The sequence below is a fragment of the Corynebacterium falsenii genome (assembly GCF_020099275.1).
Taxonomy (GTDB): domain Bacteria; phylum Actinomycetota; class Actinomycetes; order Mycobacteriales; family Mycobacteriaceae; genus Corynebacterium; species Corynebacterium falsenii.
Window position 1 is genome coordinate 220,649 of sequence record NZ_CP083646.1, and the last position, 23,012, is coordinate 243,660.

Here is a 23,012-nt window from a genome sequence, read left to right on the forward strand (position 1 = left end):
GCCTTCTCACGCAGTCCCATCCAGTTCTTCTCACTGGATGGGACTGCGTATAATTTCTTCAGTACTTATGGTGGCGATGACCAGGAACCTTCGGCTCTGGTTAGTCTTTCTTTATTCCGACGCCACCACGGAGCCATTCGTAGACAGGCCATATCGTGGATTCTCAGGGTATTACGGCGGACAGGCCGCGCTCGGCGTCTCCCGCTCGCCGACCCCGCGTGGGGGCTGACCTGTGGGTTCTCGTCGCCAGCCTCGTGGTTGTGGCACTCAACTTCCTGCTGGAGCCACAAGAGGTTCGCTTGTTCACGATCCTCATGGGGTTGGCGCTGTCGATTTTGCTCGCCGCTGCGGTGAAGTTCCCCCGCATCGCAGCACCGCTGTTCATCGCTGCCTTGGGATTCGCGACCATTCATTCGTCGAGCGAGTTCGCAGCTTTTACGTTCATGGTTCCCGTCTTCTGCGGGATCATCGCTTACTCAGGCCGCATTTGGTTAACGGTGATGTGCACAGTCTTGCTCGGCGCCTGGGGAGTCCTAGACCCTTCCGCAAAAACGCTAACGGACTCGGTCGCATCTGCCGATCTCATGGCAGCAATTATCTGGACTGGGTTTCTTTGTGTGGCCGACGCATTGGGGTGGTTCTTAGGGCATAAGGATCGGCAACGCAGAGATCTCACCGAGGAATGGCGCCGTGAGCTCGAGACGAAGCAAAGCCAGCTCGCGGAATCTCTACATGACAACGTGGCTTCATCACTTACTTCCGTCGTCATGAAGTCCGAAACTCTCGGCCTTCAGATCGACGCACTGCGCAAGCAGCAAGCGAAAATAGTTGAGCCCACTGCTCGAGAGAATGACATTGAGATTCTGCATTTACGCGAATCCCTTGAGTTCATCGCTGAAGAAGGACGCACAGCGATGACTCAACTACGAGAGCTACTCAATGCTCTCACCACCACCGACTGGCAAAAACCGGGCAACCCTGCGCTTCGCCCAGCGGAGTCACTCGAGCAGGCAATTCGTCTTCTCAAGAATCACGGCTTCACCGTGCAATTCCGCGACGAGGCACGGGCCACCAGCTTGTCATCCCGAGAATTCGCAGCTCTCTTGCCAGATGGCAACCAGCAGCGCATGCTCACTCAGCGAGCATTGTTCGAGGGTTCAACGAACATCCTCAAGTATGCAAAGCCCGGTTCCACCGTGGAATTCGCCATTCGCAGCAGCAGGCGGCGAGTGACCTTGTACATTCGGAACCTATGCAAAACTGCCGAAGAATTGCCCGCGAAACGAAAGACGATCATGTCATCAGGTTTGGGGCTCGAGAGCTTGACTCAGTGGGCAAAACGCACGAAGGGATCCGCGCGTGGTCACGTCGTCGAGTCTCCGGCAGGGCCTCTATGGTCGCTTGACATCGAGATCCAGCGCTAGGTTCCTGTGATGCCCGCCACATGAGATGCAAATATAAGTACCTGACTCTAGACTATCTTTTGTATATAGCTTCTTATTCGTAGGGAGAACACAGCTATCATGTCATTCAAGAACAATCGCTTCGCAAAGGCCGCTGTCGCAGCGGGGGCCGGCATCGTCATGATGCTCGGCGGTACCGGAATCGCAGCCGCACAACCCGCACCGACCACCCAGAAAATTCAGTACACCCCCTACGAGGCTCCGTACATGATCTTCAGCTGCCGCGTCCACCCTGAAATGGTGTGGTGCTAACTTGCCTTGAGGACGTAGGCTAGGCCTATGAACACCTCCCCCATCCGCACTTTGTTAGTGGATGATGATGCCGCCGTGCTGACCGCACTGCGGCATTATTTTGCTGTCAGTGACACCATTCAAATTGTCGGCGAGGAAGAAAACGGTCGCGCCGCCCTCCAGCGCATCAGCGCAGACCCAGCTGCCATCGACGTCGTGCTGGCCGATATCCACATGCCAGAGATGGGTGGCCTGGAACTGCTCCAGAACATCCAGCACCTGTCGCACGTCCCCGCCTTTGTCGCCATGACAAGCATGGATACAGACGAAACCATGCTCGAGATCCTGAGCCACGGCGGCAGCGGCTACATCATCAAAAACTCTCGCCCCCAGCGCTTCATCGCCGCGGTCGAAGACGCAGTTAACGGTGGCACGGCCGTGTCCCCCGAGTGCCTTTCCCGCCTACTGGACTACATCCCTCCGGTCGACGCAGCAGAGGACGGTCGCGGAAGTTGGTCGAAAACTCGAGCCACATCTCCGGCACAACTCACCGACGGCGAGAAGGCCGTGCTTCGACTTATCGTTCAAGGGCTGTCCAATAAGGAAATAGCGCTGGAGTCCAGGTATGCAGAATCGACCGTCAAAAAGCACGTATCGTCTCTGATGCAAAAATTTGATGCCTCATCGCGATTAAAACTAGCCACGGCTGCTATTCGAGCAGGCTGGTAAAACGGTATATTTTTGCAATTCTGCAGCCCCTGAGCTGGGTGAATGCCTATTAAGATACTGTGCAGAATGCACCAGAATGGTGCCAGCCCCGGCGCGATAGCAATAAACGGTATTAGCATGGGTTGGGTAAAGAACTTACGCGACGAGAAAGTTCGGACTACCACTATGCAACTGCCACAGAAAATCGCTGCCGTAGCGGCCGCAGCTACCGCTGGGCTCGCTGCTCGCGACCTCACCCAGAAGAAACACTCCATCCTCCGCAACTACCCAGTTGCCGGTCACCTGCGCTACGCCATGGAGACCATCCGGCCGGAGATTCGTCAGTACTTCATCGAGGGCGATGGCGAAGGCCGCCCCTTCGACCGCACCACCCGCTCAATGATCTACCAGCGCGCCAAGGGCCTCGGCTCCGCCACCGCGTTTGGCACCGAGTCGGACATGGACAAGTTCGGCTACGAAACGCTGGCGCACTCAGCATTCCCGCTGGATCACATCGACATTCCTTTCCGCGCCACCATCGGCGGCCCGGACTGCAAGAAGCCCTACGATATCTCTCGCTACAACATCAGCGACATGAGCTTCGGCGCCCTCTCCGCCAACGCTGTGATGGCCATGAACAAGGGCGCAGCCCTCGGTGGCTTCGCACAGAGCACGGGCGAGGGTGGCCTCACGCAGTACCACCTGCGCTATGGCGGCGACGTCATCTGGCAGCTCGGCTCCGGCTACTTCTCCGCACGCACCAAAGACGGACACTTGGACCGCGGCCTGTTCAAGGAGAAGTCGCAGATCGACAACGTCAAGATGATCACCATCAAGATCTCCCAGGGCGCCAAGCCCGGCATTGGTGGCGAGCTTCCGGCATCGAAGATCAGCGCTGAAATCGCCGAGATCCGCGGCGTTCCCCGTGGTCAGGACTGCATCAGCCCCGCATCCCACAAGGAATTCTCCACCCCCACCGAGCTCATCGAGTTCATCGCGGAGCTCCGCGAGCTCTCCGGCGGAAAGCCGATCGGCTTCAAGCTGTGCGTGGGCAACCACACCGACATTTTGGCTATTTGCAAGGCCATCCTCGCCGTCGGCACCGGACCGGACTACATCATCGTCGATGGTGCAGAAGGCGGCACCGGCGCAGCGCCCGTGGAGTTCGAGGACCGCGTGGGCATGCGCCTCACCGATGGCCTCATGGCTGTACACAACGCTTTGGTGGGCACCGGCCTGCGCGACAAGATCGCCCTCGGCGCTTCCGGCAAGATCACGGGCGGCAACGACATCGTTCGCCGCTTGATCCAGGGCGCGGACATCACCCTGGCCGCCCGCCCCATGATGATGGCCGCCGGCTGCATCCAGGCGCGAGTCTGCAACACCGGTAAGTGCCCCGTGGGCGTGGCCACCCAGAGCCAGTGGCGCCAGCGCGCTCTGGATGTGGATGAAAAGGCCATCCGCGTGCGCAACTACCACGATGCCACCGCCAAGGAGGCCGAAAACCTCATGGCTGCCATGGGTGTTGACCACCCATCCAAGCTGGCTCCGCACATGCTGCGCAAGGTGATCAGCGCTACCGAGACCAAAACCTACCTCGACCTGTTCACCTGGCTCTCCGACGGCGAGCTGCTTGAGGAGCCGAAGGGCGTGTGGGCCGAGTACTGGAAGCAGGCCAGCGCGGACAACTTCGAGCCGTCTACCCGAGGAACCCGCACGCGGATCTAACCGCTGATCGCGCTACGGATCCCATTACCACCCGTGGGAATTAGTGGGAATCGGTAGGTCGCGGTATCCGCGCGTTGATAGGTAGCTTGAGAAGCTTGAGCCAATCCATCATCGGAAACCTATCAACACTGACCAAAAGGGGTCGCAGCATCTGCTGCGGCCCCTTTACTCAGCTTCCGTATAAGGTACGCTTATCAATGCTCCTCATCAGCATCACGTCTCCATCCGAATTGTTTCGCAGCTTTTCGGAACACCCTTAATTCGTCCACTCGCATTCGTGTCCCTCAATCACGCTGCAACACCGGCCGGATCAGGACCTACTGGAAGACGTGCCTACCTTTAGGACGACGTTCACATGTCAACAATCGCAGTGATGACATCCCCTGCCAAGGGGCATCTCTATCCCCTCGTGGATACCCTCATCAAACTCCGCTCACGCGGCCACTCCATCGTGGTGAAAACACTCTCCAGCGAAACGCAGACACTCGAAGATCTCGGTTTCACGGCAATCCCGCTCAGCGACACTCTCAACGACGCCCAGCTCGACGACTGGCAAGCCACCAACTCCATCGGGGCGCTCAACGCGGTGCTTCGCCAGCTCGTCAGCCGTATGCCTCATGATTTCCGCGAGCTCACCAGCCTCATCGCGGAAACACAACCGGACATGGTCATGGTGGATTTCACGACCTTTGGCGGCCAGATCGCGGCGGAAGCCTCCGGCCTTCCGTGGGCACTCTGGAGCCCCACCTTCCTGCCGCTCAACCTTCCCGACGACCCGCCATTCGGCATGGGCCTCAAGCGTTCCACCGGTACGACCGGCGCACTGCGCGACAAGGCACTGCGCCGCGTTCTCACGCACCTGTGGGATCGCTTCAGCATCAGAGACGTCAACGCGCTGCGCACCACACACGGGCTGGAACCTCTCCGGCACACCACGGACCTGCTCCAGCGCCCGCCCGCCATCATCAACTTCACCGCCGAGCCCCTCGAATATTCGAGGAAACAGTGGCCAGACAATGTTCACCTCGTCGGCCCCGGCACCTGGTCACCACCCGTCAGCGACTCGGACGTGCTCCGCGACGTCACCGATCCCATCGCGCTGGTCACCTGCTCCACCGAGTTCCAAGACGATGCCGAGCTGGGACAAGTCGCCATCGACGCCTTGGAAGGCACTGGCCTGCATACCGTCGTAACCACCGGCGCCCTGGACCCGCTGACTTTCCGCCCGAAATCCCAGGCGACAGTCGTGGATTTCCTGTCTCACGATGCCATCCTGGACCGCTGTGCTGTCGTGATCTGCCACGGCGGAATGGGCATCACCCAGAAAGCTCTGGTCAAGGGCATTCCGATCGTGGTTGTGCCCTTCGGACGGGATCAACGAGAAGTGGCCGAACGGGTTCGGCACTGCCGCGCAGGTGAAGTGCTCTCCCCCACCAAGCTCACCGCCTCCGCTTTGCACTCCAAAGTCACCGCAGCCATGGCGCTGAAATCCCGCACCGCCGCAGTGGCTCGGCAGCTCGCCCGCGCCGGTGGTGCAGAGCGTGCCGCTGACATCATCGAAAGCCAACTCGCGCATCGGACCACCAGCCGGGCCACCAGCCAACGCGCCAGCAAGACCACCGCAGTGCAGGCGGTGATCTCATGAGCCGCTCCCGTCTCACCAGCCGCTTCACCAGCCTTCTCGCAAGCTTCTGCGCCATCGCCCTCACGGTCGGAGCCACCGCCGGGGTCACCGCAGTCGCAGCACCCGCCTCCACCACCGAGGTCTCACGCCCGGCAACGGCCAACCGATGGATCGTCGACCCGCAAGGTCGAGCCGTGATCTATCACGGCGAAAACGTGGTGGCCAAGAAGCCGCCCTACACGCCAGGCTCTATCGGCTTCGGCGCAGACGATATCGCCTTCCTCAAGGAACAGGGCTACAACGCCGTTCGCCTCGGCATCATTTGGGAAGCCGTGGAGCCCACGCCGGGCCACTACGACGACCACTACCTGGACACCATTGAGGACACCGTCCGCCAGCTCTCACGCGCCGGCATCGAAACTCTGCTGGAAGTGCACCAAGATGCCTGGTCCAGCAAGTACGGTGGCGAGGGTGCACCGGAGTGGGCCAGCATCGACGACAACTTCCCCGCCATCCCAGGCGGGCTCATCGCCGCCCAGTTCAGCCCGGCCGTCTACCAAGCGGTCGGCAACTTCTTCAACAACGCCCCGGGCCCGGACGGCGTGGGCATCCGCACGCATTACGTCACCATGTGGGGGCACGTAGCACGGCGCTTCGCCTCGGTTCCGGGGATCATCGGCTACAGTCCCATTAACGAGCCCACGCCGGGGTGGACTTTCCTCCTCTGCCAGGCAGATCTGTGCCCACCCCAGGTCACGGACAAGTTGCGCACCCTCAATGCCGAGGTTGCGGGCGCGATTCGGGCGTCGGACAAAAAGACGAGCATCTGGCCGATGGCCTACATCACCTCGGCGCTGGGCGCGCACCCCAACATGGGCCCGCCGGTGGATCCCAACGAGGTCTACCCGTTCAACTCCTATTCGTTCCTGTGCAATATCGGCCTCGACCTGCCCGGTTTCGTCTGCGACCCTCAGGAACGGCTCAACGCGCAACGCTCGCGTGAGTACGCCGAGAAGTGGAACATCCCGTTTGCCATGACCGAATTTGGCGCCATCGGTAACCCGGGGGTGCTGCGCACGCAAAGCTCTATCGCCGACGCCAACATGATCAGCTGGTTCCACTGGAGCTATGGCGGACCGGATCATACGACCTCAGCGCCCTCGCCCGAGGATCAGGCCATTGTGATCGACCCGCATCAGGCGCCGGCTGGGGTGAATGTGAACTGGGATAACCTGCGCGACATTCAGCGGGCGTACCCGCAAGCGATCGCCGGCACGCCGCTGCGGTGGGGCACGGACGACCGCGGGACGTTCGCTCTGACGTGGAGCTCAGAACGGCCCGCGCGCGATGGGGTATTCCCGGCTGGCTCCCGCAGCGTGGTGCGGATTCCGCCGACTGCGTTCCCGGGCGGGTACACGGTGCGGGTGACGAATGGCAGGGTGGTATCTGCGGATAACGCCGCTGAGCTGGTCATTGAGAGTGGTGGGCAGGACCCAGTCTCTGTGATCGTGACGCCGCGGGAGCCGGTGTATCGACCAACGCTGCTGACCTCGTCCGATCCTGCGGGAACCAGGTGAACGGGTAAAGCCACCTTCTCAAGTTTCGAGAAAGTGGCTTTTACCTGATGTTTTGCTGGAGCCGCTTGCGAGAATCGAACTCGCGACCTTTTCATTACGAGTGAAACGCTCTGCCGACTGAGCTAAAGCGGCGCGTAGCAACACCGCCGTGAGAAGCGGATGTTGTACGAAGCGTTATCCTAGTGCACCACCAGCCCCGGCACCAAAACAGGCCTGCAACTAGACAACGCCACAGCATTCCCGCAGGCGCCCGGCCATCGCGTCCAACGCTACCTCCGGCTTCACGTTATATCCCAGCACCTCGCGGCACTCACTGACCGCATCGATGCACCGCACCAACGCCTCGCCGGAATTGCGGCGCGCCAACTCCCGAGACGTCGCAGCCATATCCGGGTGTTGGTAGCCACCGATCGGCGCCCCATCGTCATCCACCGCGCCCACAGCCTGCATCATCGCATCCCGGTACAGACCCGCCACATCGATGAGCGCCAGATCCAGGGCATCGCGTGTTTGGCGGGTACGGCGATTCTTCTGCTCCTTCTCCAGCTCCTTCATCTGGCCAGAAGCACCGCGCTGCGCCTTCGCCGCGCCGCGTCCCTTCGCGCCCACGCCCAGGCTGTTTTCCAGCTCCGCCTTTTCGCGCTGCTCATCGGCCTCAAGGGCACTCGCGGCCTCCTCCGTGGCCTTCTTCACCAGCTCGGAGGTGAACAGGAACAACCTGCCCGACTCGTACACCATCTGCGGAAGTTTCAGGGCAGTCGCTCGCTTGGCACGGGCACGCTCCTCCCGCGCCAGATGCCGCGCCCTGCCGATGTGTCCGCCGGAGACACTGGCGGCCCATTGAGCTTGTTCATCGGTGAGCCCTAGGGTGGCGTCGGACAAAAGAACATCCTTAACCGCAGCCACACCAGGAGTGGGCACATAGACGTGGCGGCACCGCGACCGCAGCGTGATCGAAATGTCCTGCGGATCGGTCGACGGCGCGCAGAGCAGGAACACCGTGCGCGGCGGCGGCTCCTCCACCGACTTCAACAAGGCGTTCGCGGCACCGTCCGAAAGCCGGTCAGCGTCCTCGACAACGACCACACGCCAGCGCGCCACGGTCGGCATATTCGCAGCCTCCCGCACGACCTCGCGGATGTCATCGACAGCGAGGACCACACCCGACGTCGACACCCACAAAATATCCGGATGTGTGCCCGCGTCCGCCGAACGGCACTGCTCGCAACGACCGCACCCACCATGCGGGCACACCAACGCCGTGGCAAAAACCTTCGCGGCGATCGAGCGCCCCGAACCCGGCGGGCCCGTAAACAACCACGAGTGCGTCATCGACTGCAGATCCGTCACCGCACGGCGCAACGGCACGCGCACGGCAGGCGACGTGATCCGCGCGAATACGCCCTCCGGCGCCGAAAGATCCTGAGTCTCACTCACACCCACAGTCTAGACAACAGATGGGACACCGGATACGACACCGGATGGGATAACCGATGCGACAACTAAACCACCAACGTTCGATAGTCTGGAGGGCATGAAACAATTGCTGCGCTACCTCTCGTGGGCCTGGGGAACCTCCTGGCCCCTGTACGCAGCGACGGTCCTCACCACCAACGTCATGGGCGCGTTGGCGGTCGCAACGTTCCTCCGCTTCCTCATCCCCCTCCCGGAAGCCAAGGAACTGACCAGCCTCAACACCACCACTGCGACCCTCTACGTGGCATACTTCGCCTTCGCCGTGGTCGCGGGCATTGCGATGACACTGTATTTCTTCGCACCGGTGCTGCGCTGGCAACGCAACCCCAAGGCCTACGACCCGAACATGGTGCGGGACCTGGTGCTGCGCATTCCCCTGCTGCAGACCGTGACCGGGGCAATCCTGTGGGGCATCGGCGTGATCGTGTTTACCGTGGTGGCGCTGCAATACTCCACCCGGTGGGGCGTGACCGTGGCGGTCTGCGCCGTGCTCGGCGGCCTGATGGTGGGGCTCATGACGTACATGGAAGCCGAGCGGCTCGTGCGCCCCGTCGCGGCCCGCGCGTTGGCGAAGGGCGCACCGGATCATTCGCGCCTATCGCCGCTGTCGCACCGGCTGATGACCACGTGGGCGCTGACCTCGGCGGTGCCGGTGCTGGGCATGGTGCTGATGATGCTCGCCGCGGTGGTGGGGTACTTCCCGGACGACAGCAACCAGGTCATGCCCGCTCTGTTAGCGCTGGCGCTGACCACGCTGGTGACAGGCTTCTCCGGCACGCAGCTATTCTCCATGGCGGTGGCGGATCCCATCCGCGAGCTGCAATACGCCATCAACCGCGTGCGACGGGGCGAAGTAAACACGGACGTGCGGATCTACGACTCCTCCGAGATCGGCGTGCTGCAGGCAGGCTTCAACGAGATGATGCGCGGATTGCAGCAGCGCCAGCAAGTCTCTGACCTGTTCGGGCGCTACGTGGGCACCGAGGTGGCGCGCCGAGCGCTGGAGGAAAAGCCCGAGCTAGGCGGCGAAACCCGGCATGTGGCCGTACTGTTCGTGGACGTGATTGGGTCCACCGGATTTGCCACGGAACGCGACCCGGAATACGTGGTCAAGGCGCTCAACGAGTTCTTCGACCGCGTGGTGGAAGTGGTGCACGCCAACAAGGGCATCATCAACAAGTTCGAGGGCGACGCAGCGCTGGCCGTCTTCGGCGCACCTATGCCGTTGGATGATGTGGCCGGCCACGCCTTGGCTGCCGCGCGGCAGTTGAAGGCGAAGCTGCAGGGCCTGGAGTTCGTGGCCGGCGTGGGTGTGGCCGCTGGGTCCGTGGTGGCCGGGCACATCGGCGCGAAGGATCGCTTCGAGTACACCGTGATCGGTGACGCCGTGAATCAGGCAGCGCGCCTCACGGATCTGGCGAAGCAGACGCCCGGCCAGGTGCTCACGAGCGCCGCCACGCTGCGGGCCGCGAACGAGGCGGAGCAGCGCCGGTGGACGCTGATGAAGTCCGTGGAGCTGCGCGGTCGGCGTGAGATGACGCAACTCGCGCGGCCGATTCGCCCCACGTTGGCGGACCGCGATGCCGCGCAGCGGGGGGCTGGCGGTTCCGCTGGTGGTTCGGGTGCGGGCGGCTCGGGCAGTGCAGGTCCCACCTCGACCGGCCCCTTCGGCGACGGCCACGACAGCGTGATGGACACCAAGGAGCCCCCTCGCGGCTAGCTTTCGCCGTGCAAACCTCTTGCGCTGCCGCTATCTTGAACTTGTCTGCTGTACGCGGCAGCGTCGAGAATTCAAGGGGGTTTTCTTGGGGATTACACGTCTGACCAGCGGTGTTCTCGCTGCTCTATTGTCCGTTTGTTTGGTTGGTTGCTCTATATTCGACGCCAACACGCGGCCGCCAGCCACCACCAAACTTTCGGTATCCACAGCCAACGACTCACAGGCCGGAGCTGTGGATAACCCTGACAAACCGGTGGTGACGGACGACGGCCGTATGCTACAACCACAGGGGCACGAGGGAATCTGGTTCGAGACTGAGCCGGACGACCCGTGGGGGAAATACGTTTGGCGGTCGCAGAAGTTTGTGGGGGATCCGTTGGAATTGCCAGTGCTGGGGGAAAGCGCGGAGTTCGGCGCGGGCTTGAAGGGCCTGCCCGATTACTGTGCGCCAGAGGTCGAACGCAGGCTGGCCTCCATCGATCTTGTAGCTGAGAGCACTCAGGAGGGATTGGGAAGGAGAATGTGCGTCTTCACCCATACCCCTGAAGACATAGGTAAGGACAACTACTTCAGCTATGCCGTTTGGTACTCCAATTCTTGGCCACTGCATTCGCCCGACAAGGTGATTTCCGAAATAGAGAATTTTGGCATTCCAGAAGTCTTTTCGATTCCCGGCACAGGTCTTCCGCGGGACTGCGTAGCGATGATCAAAAGTAAAGGTACGCCGGTTATTTACGCATCTCAGATCGAAGCAACGATGGAGCCAGAGCTGCGAACCGCTTGCTTGCGTGCAGCCTACTCACGACAAGTATTTGTAAACATAACAGGAAATTCGGGGGAAAAATGATTCGATTCGAAATTGAAGATTTAATGGCTACCATCCAGAAGCTCCACCTGGCATTAGTTCAAAGCACTTGGTTAAATGTTGACAATATTCCACAGATTCCGACGTACACGGGTTCGCCTGCTGTGAACTTGGCGTTCGGTGTTCACCAGAGCCTGTGGGCCTCGCAGCCAGGGTGCGGTCTGAAGGCCTGTGAATATTTGGGCAAGAACATCGGATGGGTCACCGATCACCTCCGGCAACAGACGGATTGTTTGGATGATCAGGAACGGGATAACCAGCACAGCTTTGATTCCATCAACTCCGACGCGCCACGGTGCGAAGACCTCAGCACAATGATGGCCGATACCCGCCCGCAAGACACCATCCATAATTTCCTGTACACCGACCCGGTCACCGCCGCCGAAGCGACGATGCCGCTGCAAGCACTGATCGCCGCGTTCAGTACCGACGATGCCGCACCGCTGGCCATATCCAACGACTGGGCGAAAGTATCCACCCGATTATCGTCGATCATGGATCAGCTCGATGCCGCCGGTCGCCAACTCAGCGCCACGACCATAGGCACATCATTCGACATGGCACGAGAGGCCATCGACTCCGTGGTCCGCACCGGCCGCATCGTCGCGGCTAATGCCCAGATCATGTCCGCCACCGTCGCTCAATTCCCCACCATCCGTACGGCCAACCTCGCGGCCTTACATGCCATTGAAGCCTCCACCGCGACCATCACCGACCCCGCGGCGAAACTGGCTGCGGAACAATCCGCCGTCGCCACGTTCGTCTCCACTCAGCTGCAGCCCTCCCTTGAGCTCGTTCGCCCACCGATTATGAACCTGGGGGTGCCGATCGTTGGCCACACCGGTGGGGGAGTGTTGACCACTTCCACCGTGGGGCAGGGTTCCACGGTCACGCCGGTCAGTCAGATCACGGGTCTGACCACCACGGCCGCCAGCACCGCTACCCATGCGTTCGGGCAGGCCGCGGATGCCGCGGCCGGGTCGGCTGGTCGGGGTAATGACGCGGCGGTGGCGGCCTCGGCGTCCCAACCCGCCCCGGCTGCGAGCACCCCTCAAGCGCCGTCGGTGGCGGGTGCTGCGCCGACGGCACCGGCGGCATCCGGTGGACTGTCACAGCCGACTCCCTCCCCGGTGGTGTCTCCGCAGTCTGCTGGTGGTCTGATGGCACCTGCGTCTGCCGGTGGGGTGGGGGCCACCGGTGGTGGTGTGGCTTCCCGGCCTGGGGTGGTGACCGATGGTGGTGGTCGGGCTTCGGGTCAGCGGTCTGCCTCGTCGCCTGCGCTGTCGTTTGGTGGGCAGGGTGTATCTCGTGGTGGTGTGGGGCAGCGGTTGCCGCAGTTGCCGCAGCATGCGCGTCAGGCGGTGATGGCGCGGGAAGTCTCCCGGCAGATGGCTCAGCGCTTCAGCACCGGCACCGGTGCTGGTACTGGTCTTGGTATCGGCTCTGGTCCTGGTGTGGGTGCCGGTGTTGGTGGTGGTTCTGCTGCGGGTGCTGTTGGTCAGCGGGGTGGTTTTGGTCGGGCGTCTGCCGCTTCGGGCTTTGGTACCGGCGGTGTAGGTGCTGCTGGGTTCGGTGCCGGTGCCGGTGCTGGTGGTCGGGCGGCGTCGCGGTCTGGTGGTGGTCGGTCGGCGGCTGGGTTTAAGTTCGGCCCGGAGGATCGGGCGTATTTCACCCGGTTGTTGATGGGTAAGTCCGCCAAGACGGTGCGCAAGGTCATCCGGTAACCAACCCCTACAGGCTCCGGGCGATCAGCTCCTTCATGATCTCGTTCGTCCCGCCGTAGATCCGCTGCACACGCGCATCCGCGTACGCCCGCGCGATCGGGTATTCCAGCATGAAGCCATACCCGCCAAACAGCTGCAAACAGCGGTCGATGATCTGACCCTGTTTGTCCGTCGCCAGCAGCTTTGCCATCGACGCCCGAGCCGGATCCAACCGCCCCGCCACCAGCTCCTGGATGCACAGATCCACCAGCGTTCGCACGGCCAGCGCCTCGCTCACGCATTCCGCCAGCTCAAATCGCGTGTTTTGGAAGTCCAGCAGCCGCTGCCCGAAGGCCGTGCGGTCCTTTGTGTACTGGATCGTCTCGCGCAACGCCGCCTCAATCGCGCCGATGCTGCCCACGGCGATGCCCAGCCGCTCCTGCCCCAGCTGTTGCATGAGCTGCACAAAGCCCTGCCCCTCAACCTCGCCGAGCAGGTTTTCCTTCGGCACGCGCACATCCTCGAAGAACAGTTCCCGCGTGTCCTGCCCGCGCAACCCCAGCTTGTCCAGCACGCGCCCGCGGCTGAAGCCCTCGCGCTCGGCCTCCACGATCATGAGGCTGATGCCCTTCGCACCCTTCACCTCGTTTCCGCCGGTCCGCGCCACCACGAGGATCACGTCCGCGTGCGTGCCGTTAGTGATGAAGGTCTTAGAACCGTTGATCACGTAGTCGTCGCCGTCACGCACCGCAGTGGTCTTGATGTTCTGCAGGTCAGAGCCCGTTCCCGGCTCGGTCATCGCGATCGCGAACACGATCTCACCCGTCGCCGCCTTCGGTAGGTACTTCTGCTTCTGTTCCTCGGTGCCGTAGTGCACGAAGTACGGGGCCACGATGCCGCTGTGGATCGTGTTTCCCCAGCTCGAGTCGAAAATCCGCGCCTGCTCCTCCATCACCACGGCTTCATGCGCGAACGTGCCGCCGCCCCCGCCGTACTCCTCGGGGATGCCGAGGCACAGCAGGCCCGCGTCGCCCGCCTTGTTCCAAAACTCGCGGTCCACTGCGTGCTCTTTCAGCCAACGCTCCTGGTTCGGCAGCGCCTCACGCTCGAAAAACGCGCGGGCATGTTCCCGCAGACTGTCCAATTCCTCGTTCATCCAAGGCGAACGGTGGTCATCTAGTGCGCTCATGGGTGTTCTCTTTTCCGTGTGTAGTTTTCTTCTTCTCGACGCCACCACGCGCCCACGCCCCTACCCCTCCCCAGGGTCTGGCGCGTGAGGTCCTTCGCGGACGGCGGCGAGGGGAAGGTTGTGGCGTCGAGCAAAAACCTCCCACTCCGAGGCGGTTTTGGTGGCAAGTATGCGCTGGAATTCTTCCCGGTCGCCGGAGATGCCGAGGAGCTCGAGGCCGTCGGCGAGGAAGTGGGGCTCCAGCAGGGCCACGGCCACCCAGCCTTCGCGGGCGGGGTACAGGCCGTACTGCGGGATGCCGCCGCCGAGGAGTCCATCGTTGCTGGTCAGGCCGTGCCGCGCGGGGCCGCCGAAGTGCTCGGCCATGTCGGCGAGAGCGACTTCGCGGTAGCTGCCGGAACCGGTGTGGGTGCGGTCCAGGAGCGCGGCGAGGCCCTCGGACACCGCGCGCTCCGAACCGGCCATGTCCGCGACGGGGATGCGGGGCATGTGCGGTGGGTCGAGGGTGCCCGCGTGGGCCTGGTACGTGAGGTCGTGGCCGGCCATCGCGGCGCGGTCGCCGGAGTGGCCGACGATGGCAACCTGGCTGAGCTGCGGAAAATCGGCGTGGAGTTGCTCCCAGCCAAGGCCGAGGCGTTCGAGCGCGGCGGGTCGGTGAGAGGTCAGCAGCAGGTCGGCCTGGGCGAGGAGGTCGCGCAGTTCCGCGGCCCCGTCCTCTGATTTGAGGTCGATAGTGCAGACGTGCTGACCTGCGATGAGCTCGCCGTAGTAGGCGCGGCAGTAATGCTCCATCAGGTCGCCGCTGGGTGGCTCGACCTTGGTGACGTGCATGCCGAGCTCGGCGAACCGGCGCGCGGCGAGGGGGCCTGGCAGGTTCGTGGCGATGCTGACCACGCGGTGTGGGGTGACGTGCGCACTAGGCGCGTCTATGTACGCGGTCGCGGGCGGAACCGCGGGCACGCTGAGGGCTTCCGAATCGGACGACACTGCCTTTGTCTCCACGTCTAGTAACTAATGCTGGGTGGTACTGGGTAGCGCTGGGTATCGCTGGTGCCGCGTTTAGATAGTTTTGCACGGCAACTTTTCCTGACCGTAACATCACCGGAGACTTGCCGAGGTGGAATTCTAAAAACCTCCACACCCGAAGGCTAAAGGCAGATGGGCCGACTGGCGGCGTCGGAGTTAGTTCTGCTCCTTCATCTTCTTCTCCGTGTCCTGGAGCACCTCATTGAGCTCGGGACCACTCATGCGCACCGGGACCGCAGTGCCGTTTGTTTCCTCAGCCAAGCCCTTCTGCACCGGCTCACTGTGCCACACCTCAACCAGCTTCTGCAGCTTCGGGTCATCCTTGCGATCTTCGGTCGTCACGAAGCCATTGATGTATGGCTTAGACTCCGGCGAGTTTGGATCATCGTGGAAAATCACGGACTTGGGGTCGATCCCCGCGCGGGTCAGGAACGTGTTGTTAATGACCGCGGGCTTACCGTCGAGGTAAGACATAGACGTCTGAGCAGCATCAACCGGAACAACCTTGACCTTGGACGCTGACTCATCAATGTCTGCAGGGGTAGGCACCAAAATGTTGTTGTCCTTCAGCTTAAGCAGGCCAGCCTGAGACAGAACGTGAATCGCTCGACCCTGGTTGGTCACATCATTAGGGATCGCCACTTCACCAGCCTTGGCGACCGAATCTAGGTCATTGCGCCCCTTGTAGTACACACCGAGGGTGTAGATCTGGGTAGCGCCGATGGGCACGAGGTTCGACCCACTGCCGGTGTTTTGCTGCGCGAGAAACAGCATGTGCTGGAAATTGTTTACGTCGATAGAGCCATCCAGCAACGCCTGGTTAGGCGTGTTGTAGTCGCTGAAGCTCACGACCTCCACGGGGAAATCAAGCTTCTTTACTTCTTCCTTGAATGCTTCCCACTGCTTCTGTTCTGGCTCGGTTGCACCAATTTTTACGACGCCACCATCATCACTCCCCTGCCCACATGCCGCGATGGAGAGTCCCGTCGCCGCTACCATCGCGGCCGCCAGCACCTTCTTGCGACCGTTGGCACGTGTGCCGGAGGCTGGCTTTGTAGCAGATGAGTCGTGAGTTGCCGAGTGGCGTCCGAAAAAGCGCTTCACTGTGAAGTCTCCCAAAACTAGACCGAGCTGTTCATTTTGTAGAAAACTACCCCACGGACAGCTCGGTCTACAAATGCGAGGGTGCACCCAGGCTGCACTATTCTTGCCATGAGCAACCTGCCCGAACGTGGACCCCTGCCTCCTGGCCCATCCCTATCTCCCTTGTCGCTGGAGCGATCGCCACCACAATCACCACCCCGATCACCACCTCAGAGCAGGTCGCAGGGGCTGCAGATGCGACAATGTTGTGTTTTGTGCCTTTTGGAAAATCGCGACCTGGAGTTTTAGAAATCCACAATGCACAAACCACGGCATTCGTACACCGCAGCCACGGACCTAGGCACCAACCTAGCCGCAAACCTGGCCCACGAACCTAGGCACCCAGGCGAGCAGGTCGCCCTGGGCTAGCTCTTCTTTGCAGCCTTCCGCGTCGCACCGCGCTTGACCGTGCGGGTCGTGGCGTTGCGGGCAGCGGCCGAGCTCTTCGCAGCCTTCTTAGCACCGGACTTCTTCGCCGCCTTGGTGCCAGACTTCTTCCCGGCCTTCTTGCCAGACTTCTTCGCGCCACCAGCGCCCTCGGCAGCCTCCTTCGCCCGGCGCTCCGACAGGAGCTCGTTGGCACGCGCGTCCGTCATCGTCTCCGGCGTATCGCCCTTGCGCAGCGACGCATTCGTCGTGCCGTCCGTGACATACGCCCCGAAGCGGCCGTCCTTCACGCTCATCGGCTTGCCGGAGACGTCATTGTCGCCCAGCTGCTTCAGCGGCGGCTGCGCCGCAGCCCGCCCGCGACGCTTTGGCTCAGCGTAAATCCGCCGCGCCTCGTCAAGCGTGATGTCGAAGATCTGCTGCTCATTCGCCAGCGACCGCGAGTCGTTGCCCTTCTTCAGGTACGGCCCGTACCGGCCATTTTGCGCAGTGATGACCTCGCCGTCTGACGGATCCACACCCACCTCACGCGGCAGGCTCATGAGCTTCAGCGCCTCGTCCAAGGTCACCGTCGCCGGCTCCATGTCGCTGAACAGGCTAGCCGTCTTCGGCTTCAGCGTGGCCTCCACGATCTCCTTGACGCGCTTGGCCTTCTGGTTCTGCGCCGTCTTGGTTTCGCGACTGAGTGGCTTCTTGCCCTCGGCCTCGCGCTCCTTGTCCTGCTCGTCGCGCTCGGCCTCCCACTGCTTCTCGGCCTTCGCGGCCACGGTGGCCTCTTCGTCCTCGCCCAGCAGTTCGGTCACGTACGGTCCGTAGCGCCCCTCGCGCGCCACGATCGTGCGGCCATTGTCAGGGTTGACGCCCAACTCTCGCCCCGTCTGCGGTGTCGCAAAGAGCTTTTCGGCAACCTCCAACGTCAGTTCGTCGGGGGTCATCGATTCGGGCAGGTTGGCACGCTGGACTTCCGGCTCCGTGCCCTCCGGGGAGCCAGCGGGAACCGGCTTGACCCGCTCGAGGTACGGCCCATAGCGCCCGACACGCACGACGATGGGCACCCCGTTGGCGTCGTCGAAAAGATGGAGTGAGTTCACGCGGCGTGCGTCGATCTGCTCCAGGTTGTCGCCCACGATGTGCTTCAGCCCGCCCATCCGCGGGATAGCCGCCGAGGGGGATTCGGGCCGGGACGTGTCACCGAAGTAGAAGCCCTGCAGCCAGTTTTCGCGGTCCTCACGGCCTGCTGCGATGGCATCGAGTTCGTCTTCCATCGCGGAGGTGAAGTCGTAGTCCACGAGGGAACCGAAGTTCTCCTCCAGCAACCCGACCACGGCAAACGCCACCCACGAAGGCACCAGCGCATTGCCGCGCGGCAGCACGTAGCCGCGGTCCTGGATGGTGCGGATGATCGAGGCGTATGTGGACGGACGGCCGATGCCGAGCTCCTCCATGCGCTTGACCAGGCTCGCTTCGGTGTAGCGGGCCGGCGGGTTGGTGGTGTGACCGTCGGCGCTGACCTCGGTGGCGCGAAGCTCGTCGCCGGGGGTGAGCTGCGGCAGGCGCTTCTCAGCATTGTCGGCGACATTGCGGCCGTCCGCAGTTTCGGAGACCTCCACGTAGGCCTTGAGGAAGCCGGGGAAGGTGATGGTGCGACCGGTGGCGGTGAACTCGGTGGTCTCGCCCGTCGACGCCTCACCAGTGACAGTGACCTTCATGGACATGCCCTTGGCATCAGCCATCTGCGAGGCCACGGTGCGCTGCCAAATCAGCTCGTAGAGCTTGTACTCCTCCGCGTCGAGGCGGCCGGAGAGCTGCCCCGGGGTGGCGAAGGTTTCGCCGGCGGGGCGGATAGCCTCGTGGGCCTCCTGGGAGTTCTTGACCTTGCGGGAGTACTGGCGGGGTGCGTCGGCCACGTACTTATCGCCATAGAGCTCGCGGGCTTGAGCGCGGGCGGCATCGATGCCGGACTTGGACAGCGTGGTCGAGTCCGTACGCATATAGGTGATGTGGCCGTTTTCGTACAGGCGCTGGGCGATGCGCATCGTGCGCTCCGAGGTGAAGCGCAGCTTGCGGCCGGCCTCCTGCTGCAGCGTGGAGGTCATGAACGGTGGGTAGGGGCGGCGCGTGTAGGGCTTGTCCTCCACCGAGCTGACCAGCATCTCCGCACCCTCGAGGCCCTTGGCCAGGGCCTGGGCGCGCTGCTGATCGAGCACCAGGACGGATTCCTTGGAACCCTGGGAGGACTTGCTGGCCTTGAGCTTGCCGTCATCGCCGAAGTCCCGACCCTGTGCCACGCGCTGGCCATCAACGGTGGCCAGGCGAGCCTCGAAGGAACGGGGGTTCTGGCTGGCCGCATCGGCGGCGCTGCCAGCGCTACCGGATCCACCGCTGGTGAGGGCCGAGATCGCTGAGTCGCTGAGCTGCATCTGTGCCTGCAGGTCCCAGTACTCGGCTGCCACAAACTTCATGCGCTCGCGCTCGCGTTCCACGATCACGCGGGTCGCCACGGACTGCACGCGGCCGGCGGACAGGCGCGGCATGACCTTCTTCCACAGCACCGGGGACACCTCGTAGCCGTACAGGCGGTCCAGCACGCGGCGGGCCTCTTGGGCGTCAACAAGGTCCGTGTCGAGCTCGCGGGTGTTGTTCGCGGCTTCGAGGATGGCAGGCTTCGTGATCTCGTGGAACACCATGCGGCGCACCGGCACCTTGGGCTTGAGAACCTCCAGGAGGTGCCACGCAATGGCCTCGCCCTCGCGGTCGGGGTCTGTGGCCAGGTAGAGCTCGTCTACCTGCTTGAGCTTGGCTTTGAGGTCGGAGACCTTCTTTTTCTTGTCCGGGCTGACCACGTAGAGGGGTTCGAAGCCCTTGTCTACGTTCACGCCCAACCGAGCCCAAGGCTCCTTCTTGTACTTTGCCGGAACATCGGCCGCACCGCGGGGAAGATCGCGGATGTGCCCCACGGAGGCCTCCACGATGTAATCCGACCCCAGGTAAGGGGCGATCTTTTGAGCCTTCGTTCCAGACTCCACAATCACCAGGCGCTTGACGCCATCACTAGCCATTGGGCTTGATCACACTTCCTTAGTTCGGTTTATTCCTTATATATAGTGCGCTTCCCCGCGAACCTTTACATGCTTTTCTAGGTGAGCCTACCGACTTTTTCCAAAAAGGGGGTCACCTTCAGCAACACTAATGCCCCCGAGCGACAGTCCGCCTCACCAAGAAGTGAAGCAGAACCGCCGCGCGGGGGCACCGGTGGTTATATGCGAAGTAAGAACGTCTTACAGGGCGGTAACGTTCTGAGCCTGCGGGCCCTTAGCGCCCTCGCCGACCTCGAACTCGACCTGCTGGTTCTCCTCGAGGGTACGGAAGCCGTTGCCCTGGATCTCGGAGTAGTGAACGAAAACGTCCGCAGAGCCGTCCTCCGGAGCAATGAAGCCGAAGCCCTTCTCAGCGTTGAACCACTTGACGGTTCCCTGTGCCATGTTAAAACCTAACTGTATGTGAAACGATCAGCATCCACCTAGCCACAATCAACTTCTGTGAGCCGTTCGTGGTGAACGCTGCCGCCCAACGTACTTACATGTTGGGCGGAAATTGGGTGAAAAAACCTACACACCCTGTACAACTGCAGCTTTCGCCCCACAAGTAACAGGCAGTATTCTTCGACCTGCTGACCAGTGTGCCACGAAACACTATTAATTAGTACCCGGGAGGCAAAGTTTTTTTGCCCACCCCCTAATGGGTTTAGAATGGCGACCGAATAATCATGACTCAATCCAGCTTCGGCCAGGAAATTCTGGACCAGATCACCGGCTTCTTCCCGCGGTCCACCCTGACCCACATCCGGCACGTCCCCGCACAGTCCAGCACCCCTGTGAGCTGGCCTGATTGGGCAGATGCCGACCTGCTGGCTTACCTCGCCGACCGTGGAATAACACAGCCGTGGTCGCATCAGGCCGAGACGGCGGAGCGTGCGTGGTCGGGTGGAGATGTGATTTGTGCGACCGGAACGGCGTCGGGAAAAAGTTTGGGCTATCAGCTGCCCATCCTGAGCCACTTGGCCGCCAACTCGACGGCGACTGCCCTCTACATCAGCCCCACGAAAGCGCTCGCGCAGGACCAGAAAGCCAGCCTGGCGGCGATGTGTTCGGGAGCGGCGAGTCTGGCCGACGTGCTCGTGGCCAGCTACGACGGCGACACCCCACCCGAGGCGCGCCGCACGATCCGCGAGAGCGCGCGGATTGTCATCACCAACCCCGACATGCTGCACGCCAGCATCCTAGGCAACCCCGGCGCGTGGACACGGCTGCTGAAAACCCTGCGCTACCTAGTCATTGACGAATGCCACGTGTACCGCGGCGTGTTCGGCGCGCACGTGTCGATGGTGCTGCGCAGGCTGCTGCGGCTGGCGAGCAACGACGTCACCGTGATCATGGCCAGCGCCACCAGCGTGGATCCGGCCGCCCACGCGCGGCGTCTCACCGGGCGCACGGACATCCTGGCCGTCACCGACGACGGCGCCCCGACCGGCCAGCGCACCATCGCGCTTTGGGAGCCGGGATTCCTGCCCGATACGCAGGGTGAACACGATGCGCCAGTGCGCCGCGCGGCGAACAGCGAGGCGGCGGACATCATGGGGCACATCATCGCCACGGGTGCGCGGACGCTCACGTTCGTGCGCTCCCGGCGCGGCGCGGAGATGGTGGCGATCAACGCGGCGGAAAAGCTGGCGCAACTAGGGCGCAGCCAGGACGCGGTGCGGGTGGCGGCCTACCGCGCGGGGTACACGCCGGAGGACCGCCGGGAGCTGGAGCGGCGACTGGACAACGGCGAGCTACTGGGCGTGGCTGCGACGAATGCACTGGAGCTCGGCATTGACGTCGGCGGTCTTGATGCTGTGGTGACCAGCGGTTTCCCGGGCACGATCGCGAGCTTCCGGCAGCAGGCGGGGCGCGCGGGTCGGCGCGGGCAGGGTGCTGTGGTGGTGCTCGTCGGCGCGGATGATCCGATGGATACGTACCTGGTGCACCACCCGGAAGCGCTGCTGGATCGGCCGGTGGAGAATACGGTGTTCGACCCTACGAATCCCTATGTGCTGGCGGATCACCTGCTGTGCGCGGCGGCGGAGAAGCCGCTGACGGACGCGGAGATCGCGGCGTGGGCTGGCGGCGCAACGGACACGGCAGACGCGGAGGGCGCTACCGATGCCGCCGCGAATGTGCAGCGTGTGGTGGATTATTTGCTTCGCCGCGGCGATCTCAAGCGTCGGCCCCGCGGCATCTTCGCGGATCTGCGCCGCGCCAAGGAGGTCCACGGGCAGGTTGCGCTGCGCGGTGGCGCGGCGGAGCACGTGGCGATCGTGGAGCAGGAAACCGGCCGCATGCTGGGCACTGTCGATGCCACGCGCGCTACGTCCGACGTCCACACGGGCGCCGTGTACGTGCACCAGGGCGAAACGTTCATCGTGGACGAGCTCAACCTCGCCGACAACGTGGCCTGGGTTCACCAGGCCTATCCGGAATACTCCACCAGCGCGGTGCGCACCACGGACATTGAGCTTTTGCGCACCCGCCAGACCGTCAAGATCACGGATGGCGTGTGGCTCGCGGATGTCGACGTGCGCGTGAGCCACCAGGTCACGGGCTACCGCAAGCGCCTGCCCAGTGGCGAGATCTTGGAGACTGTCCCCCTCGACGTGCCGCCTGATGAGCTGCGCACCCGCGCCGTGGCGTACACGGTGGAACCGGATGTGCTGCTTGACCTGGGCTTGCCGGAGCCCACGTGGCCGGGCTCGCTACACGCTGCGGAGCATGCCGCCATCGGTTTGTTGCCGCTGCTGGCCACGTGCGATCGGTGGGACATCGGTGGCGTGTCCACCGTGGAGCACCCGGACACGGGCCTGCCGACCGTGTTCGTCTACGACGGCTACGCCGGCGGCGCGGGCTTTTCCGAGCAAGGTTTCGCGCGCTTCGCCGAGTGGATGCGCGCCACCGCGGACGCCGTGGGGTCGTGCGGCTGCGATTCCGGCTGCCCTTCCTGCGTGCAGTCCCCGAAGTGCGGCAACGGCAACGATCCTCTCTTCAAAACGGGTGCGCTGGAATTGCTCTCCTTTTTGTCCGACGCCACCTCCGGCGATTCTTAAAACCTGCCGCCATCGGGGTGCGGCGGGGCA

At 62.8% G+C, this 23,012-nt stretch carries 16 protein-coding genes and 1 tRNA gene; 10 read left to right on the forward strand and 7 right to left on the reverse strand.

The features are described 5' to 3' along the window. The first annotated feature begins 260 nt into the window (after positions 1 to 260). From LA343_RS01060 to LA343_RS01085, 6 genes are all read left to right on the forward strand, one after another. Positions 261 to 1,424 carry a sensor histidine kinase gene (locus LA343_RS01060; RefSeq protein WP_144084530.1) on the forward strand — a complete coding sequence of 388 codons (1,164 nt, stop codon included), beginning with the start codon at positions 261 to 263 and terminating at the stop codon, positions 1,422 to 1,424. Between the two features lie 99 nt (positions 1,425 to 1,523). After that, positions 1,524 to 1,715: a hypothetical protein gene (locus tag LA343_RS01065; RefSeq protein ID WP_025403715.1), complete on the forward strand. Its 192-nt coding sequence runs from the start codon at positions 1,524 to 1,526 to the stop codon at positions 1,713 to 1,715. 27 nt (positions 1,716 to 1,742) lie between these two features. Beyond that, on the forward strand, positions 1,743 to 2,423 hold the full coding sequence (locus LA343_RS01070; protein WP_025403716.1) for a response regulator: 681 nt from the start codon (positions 1,743 to 1,745) through the stop codon (positions 2,421 to 2,423). A gap of 165 nt (positions 2,424 to 2,588) precedes the next feature. Further along, complete coding sequence (locus LA343_RS01075) at positions 2,589 to 4,130, forward strand: FMN-binding glutamate synthase family protein (RefSeq protein ID WP_025403717.1); 1,542 nt, start codon at positions 2,589 to 2,591, stop codon at positions 4,128 to 4,130. A 373-nt stretch (positions 4,131 to 4,503) separates the two neighbouring features. Continuing rightward, positions 4,504 to 5,775, forward strand: coding sequence for a glycosyltransferase (locus tag LA343_RS01080; RefSeq protein WP_025403718.1), 1,272 nt, complete (start codon positions 4,504 to 4,506; stop codon positions 5,773 to 5,775). After that, positions 5,772 to 7,331 (forward strand): cellulase family glycosylhydrolase, encoded by a 1,560-nt coding sequence (locus LA343_RS01085; protein WP_025403719.1) that lies wholly within the window; start codon positions 5,772 to 5,774, stop codon positions 7,329 to 7,331. The genes LA343_RS01080 and LA343_RS01085 overlap by 4 nt, the downstream gene beginning before the upstream one ends. A 56-nt stretch (positions 7,332 to 7,387) precedes the next feature. On the opposite strand, the gene LA343_RS01090 is transcribed toward LA343_RS01085, so the two are convergent. Both LA343_RS01090 and LA343_RS01095 read right to left on the reverse strand, forming a co-directional pair. Beyond that, positions 7,388 to 7,463, reverse strand: a tRNA-Thr gene (locus LA343_RS01090). An 87-nt stretch (positions 7,464 to 7,550) separates the two neighbouring features. Then, positions 7,551 to 8,768 carry a DNA polymerase III subunit delta' gene (locus tag LA343_RS01095; RefSeq protein WP_224209184.1) on the reverse strand — a complete coding sequence of 406 codons (1,218 nt, stop codon included), beginning with the start codon at positions 8,766 to 8,768 and terminating at the stop codon, positions 7,551 to 7,553. Positions 8,769 to 8,865: 97 nt separating this feature from the next. On the opposite strand from LA343_RS01095, the gene LA343_RS01100 reads away from it, so the two are divergent. From LA343_RS01100 to LA343_RS01110, 3 genes are all read left to right on the forward strand, one after another. Next, complete coding sequence (locus tag LA343_RS01100) at positions 8,866 to 10,527, forward strand: adenylate/guanylate cyclase domain-containing protein (RefSeq protein ID WP_025403721.1); 1,662 nt, start codon at positions 8,866 to 8,868, stop codon at positions 10,525 to 10,527. Between the two features lie 232 nt (positions 10,528 to 10,759). Then, positions 10,760 to 11,374, forward strand: coding sequence for a hypothetical protein (locus LA343_RS01105; protein ID WP_144084531.1), 615 nt, complete (start codon positions 10,760 to 10,762; stop codon positions 11,372 to 11,374). A 197-nt stretch (positions 11,375 to 11,571) separates the two neighbouring features. Then, positions 11,572 to 13,116: a hypothetical protein gene (locus LA343_RS01110; protein ID WP_025403723.1), complete on the forward strand. Its 1,545-nt coding sequence runs from the start codon at positions 11,572 to 11,574 to the stop codon at positions 13,114 to 13,116. 7 nt (positions 13,117 to 13,123) lie between these two features. Here LA343_RS01110 and LA343_RS01115 read toward each other — a convergent pair whose 3' ends face one another. The 5 genes from LA343_RS01115 to cspE all read right to left on the reverse strand — a co-directional run bounded on the left by LA343_RS01115 (position 13,124) and on the right by cspE (position 20,322). Continuing rightward, a complete protein-coding gene (locus tag LA343_RS01115) occupies positions 13,124 to 14,284 on the reverse strand; it encodes an acyl-CoA dehydrogenase family protein (RefSeq protein WP_025403724.1) in 1,161 nt (386 codons plus the stop codon). Positions 14,285 to 14,344: 60 nt separating this feature from the next. Next, entirely contained in the window at positions 14,345 to 15,271 is a 927-nt protein-coding gene (locus LA343_RS01120) for a CoA transferase (RefSeq protein ID WP_025403725.1), read from the reverse strand. A 195-nt stretch (positions 15,272 to 15,466) separates the two neighbouring features. Next, positions 15,467 to 16,309 carry a MetQ/NlpA family ABC transporter substrate-binding protein gene (locus tag LA343_RS01125; protein ID WP_052337686.1) on the reverse strand — a complete coding sequence of 281 codons (843 nt, stop codon included), beginning with the start codon at positions 16,307 to 16,309 and terminating at the stop codon, positions 15,467 to 15,469. A 509-nt stretch (positions 16,310 to 16,818) separates the two neighbouring features. Further along, positions 16,819 to 19,899: a type I DNA topoisomerase gene (gene topA, locus LA343_RS01130; protein WP_025403727.1), complete on the reverse strand. Its 3,081-nt coding sequence runs from the start codon at positions 19,897 to 19,899 to the stop codon at positions 16,819 to 16,821. 219 nt (positions 19,900 to 20,118) lie between these two features. Beyond that, positions 20,119 to 20,322, reverse strand: coding sequence for a transcription antiterminator/RNA stability regulator CspE (gene cspE, locus LA343_RS01135; protein ID WP_025403728.1), 204 nt, complete (start codon positions 20,320 to 20,322; stop codon positions 20,119 to 20,121). 284 nt (positions 20,323 to 20,606) lie between these two features. Between cspE and LA343_RS01140 the strand changes: the two genes are divergently transcribed. Beyond that, a complete protein-coding gene (locus LA343_RS01140) occupies positions 20,607 to 22,982 on the forward strand; it encodes a DEAD/DEAH box helicase (protein ID WP_025403729.1) in 2,376 nt (791 codons plus the stop codon). Positions 22,983 to 23,012: the final 30 nt, after the last annotated feature.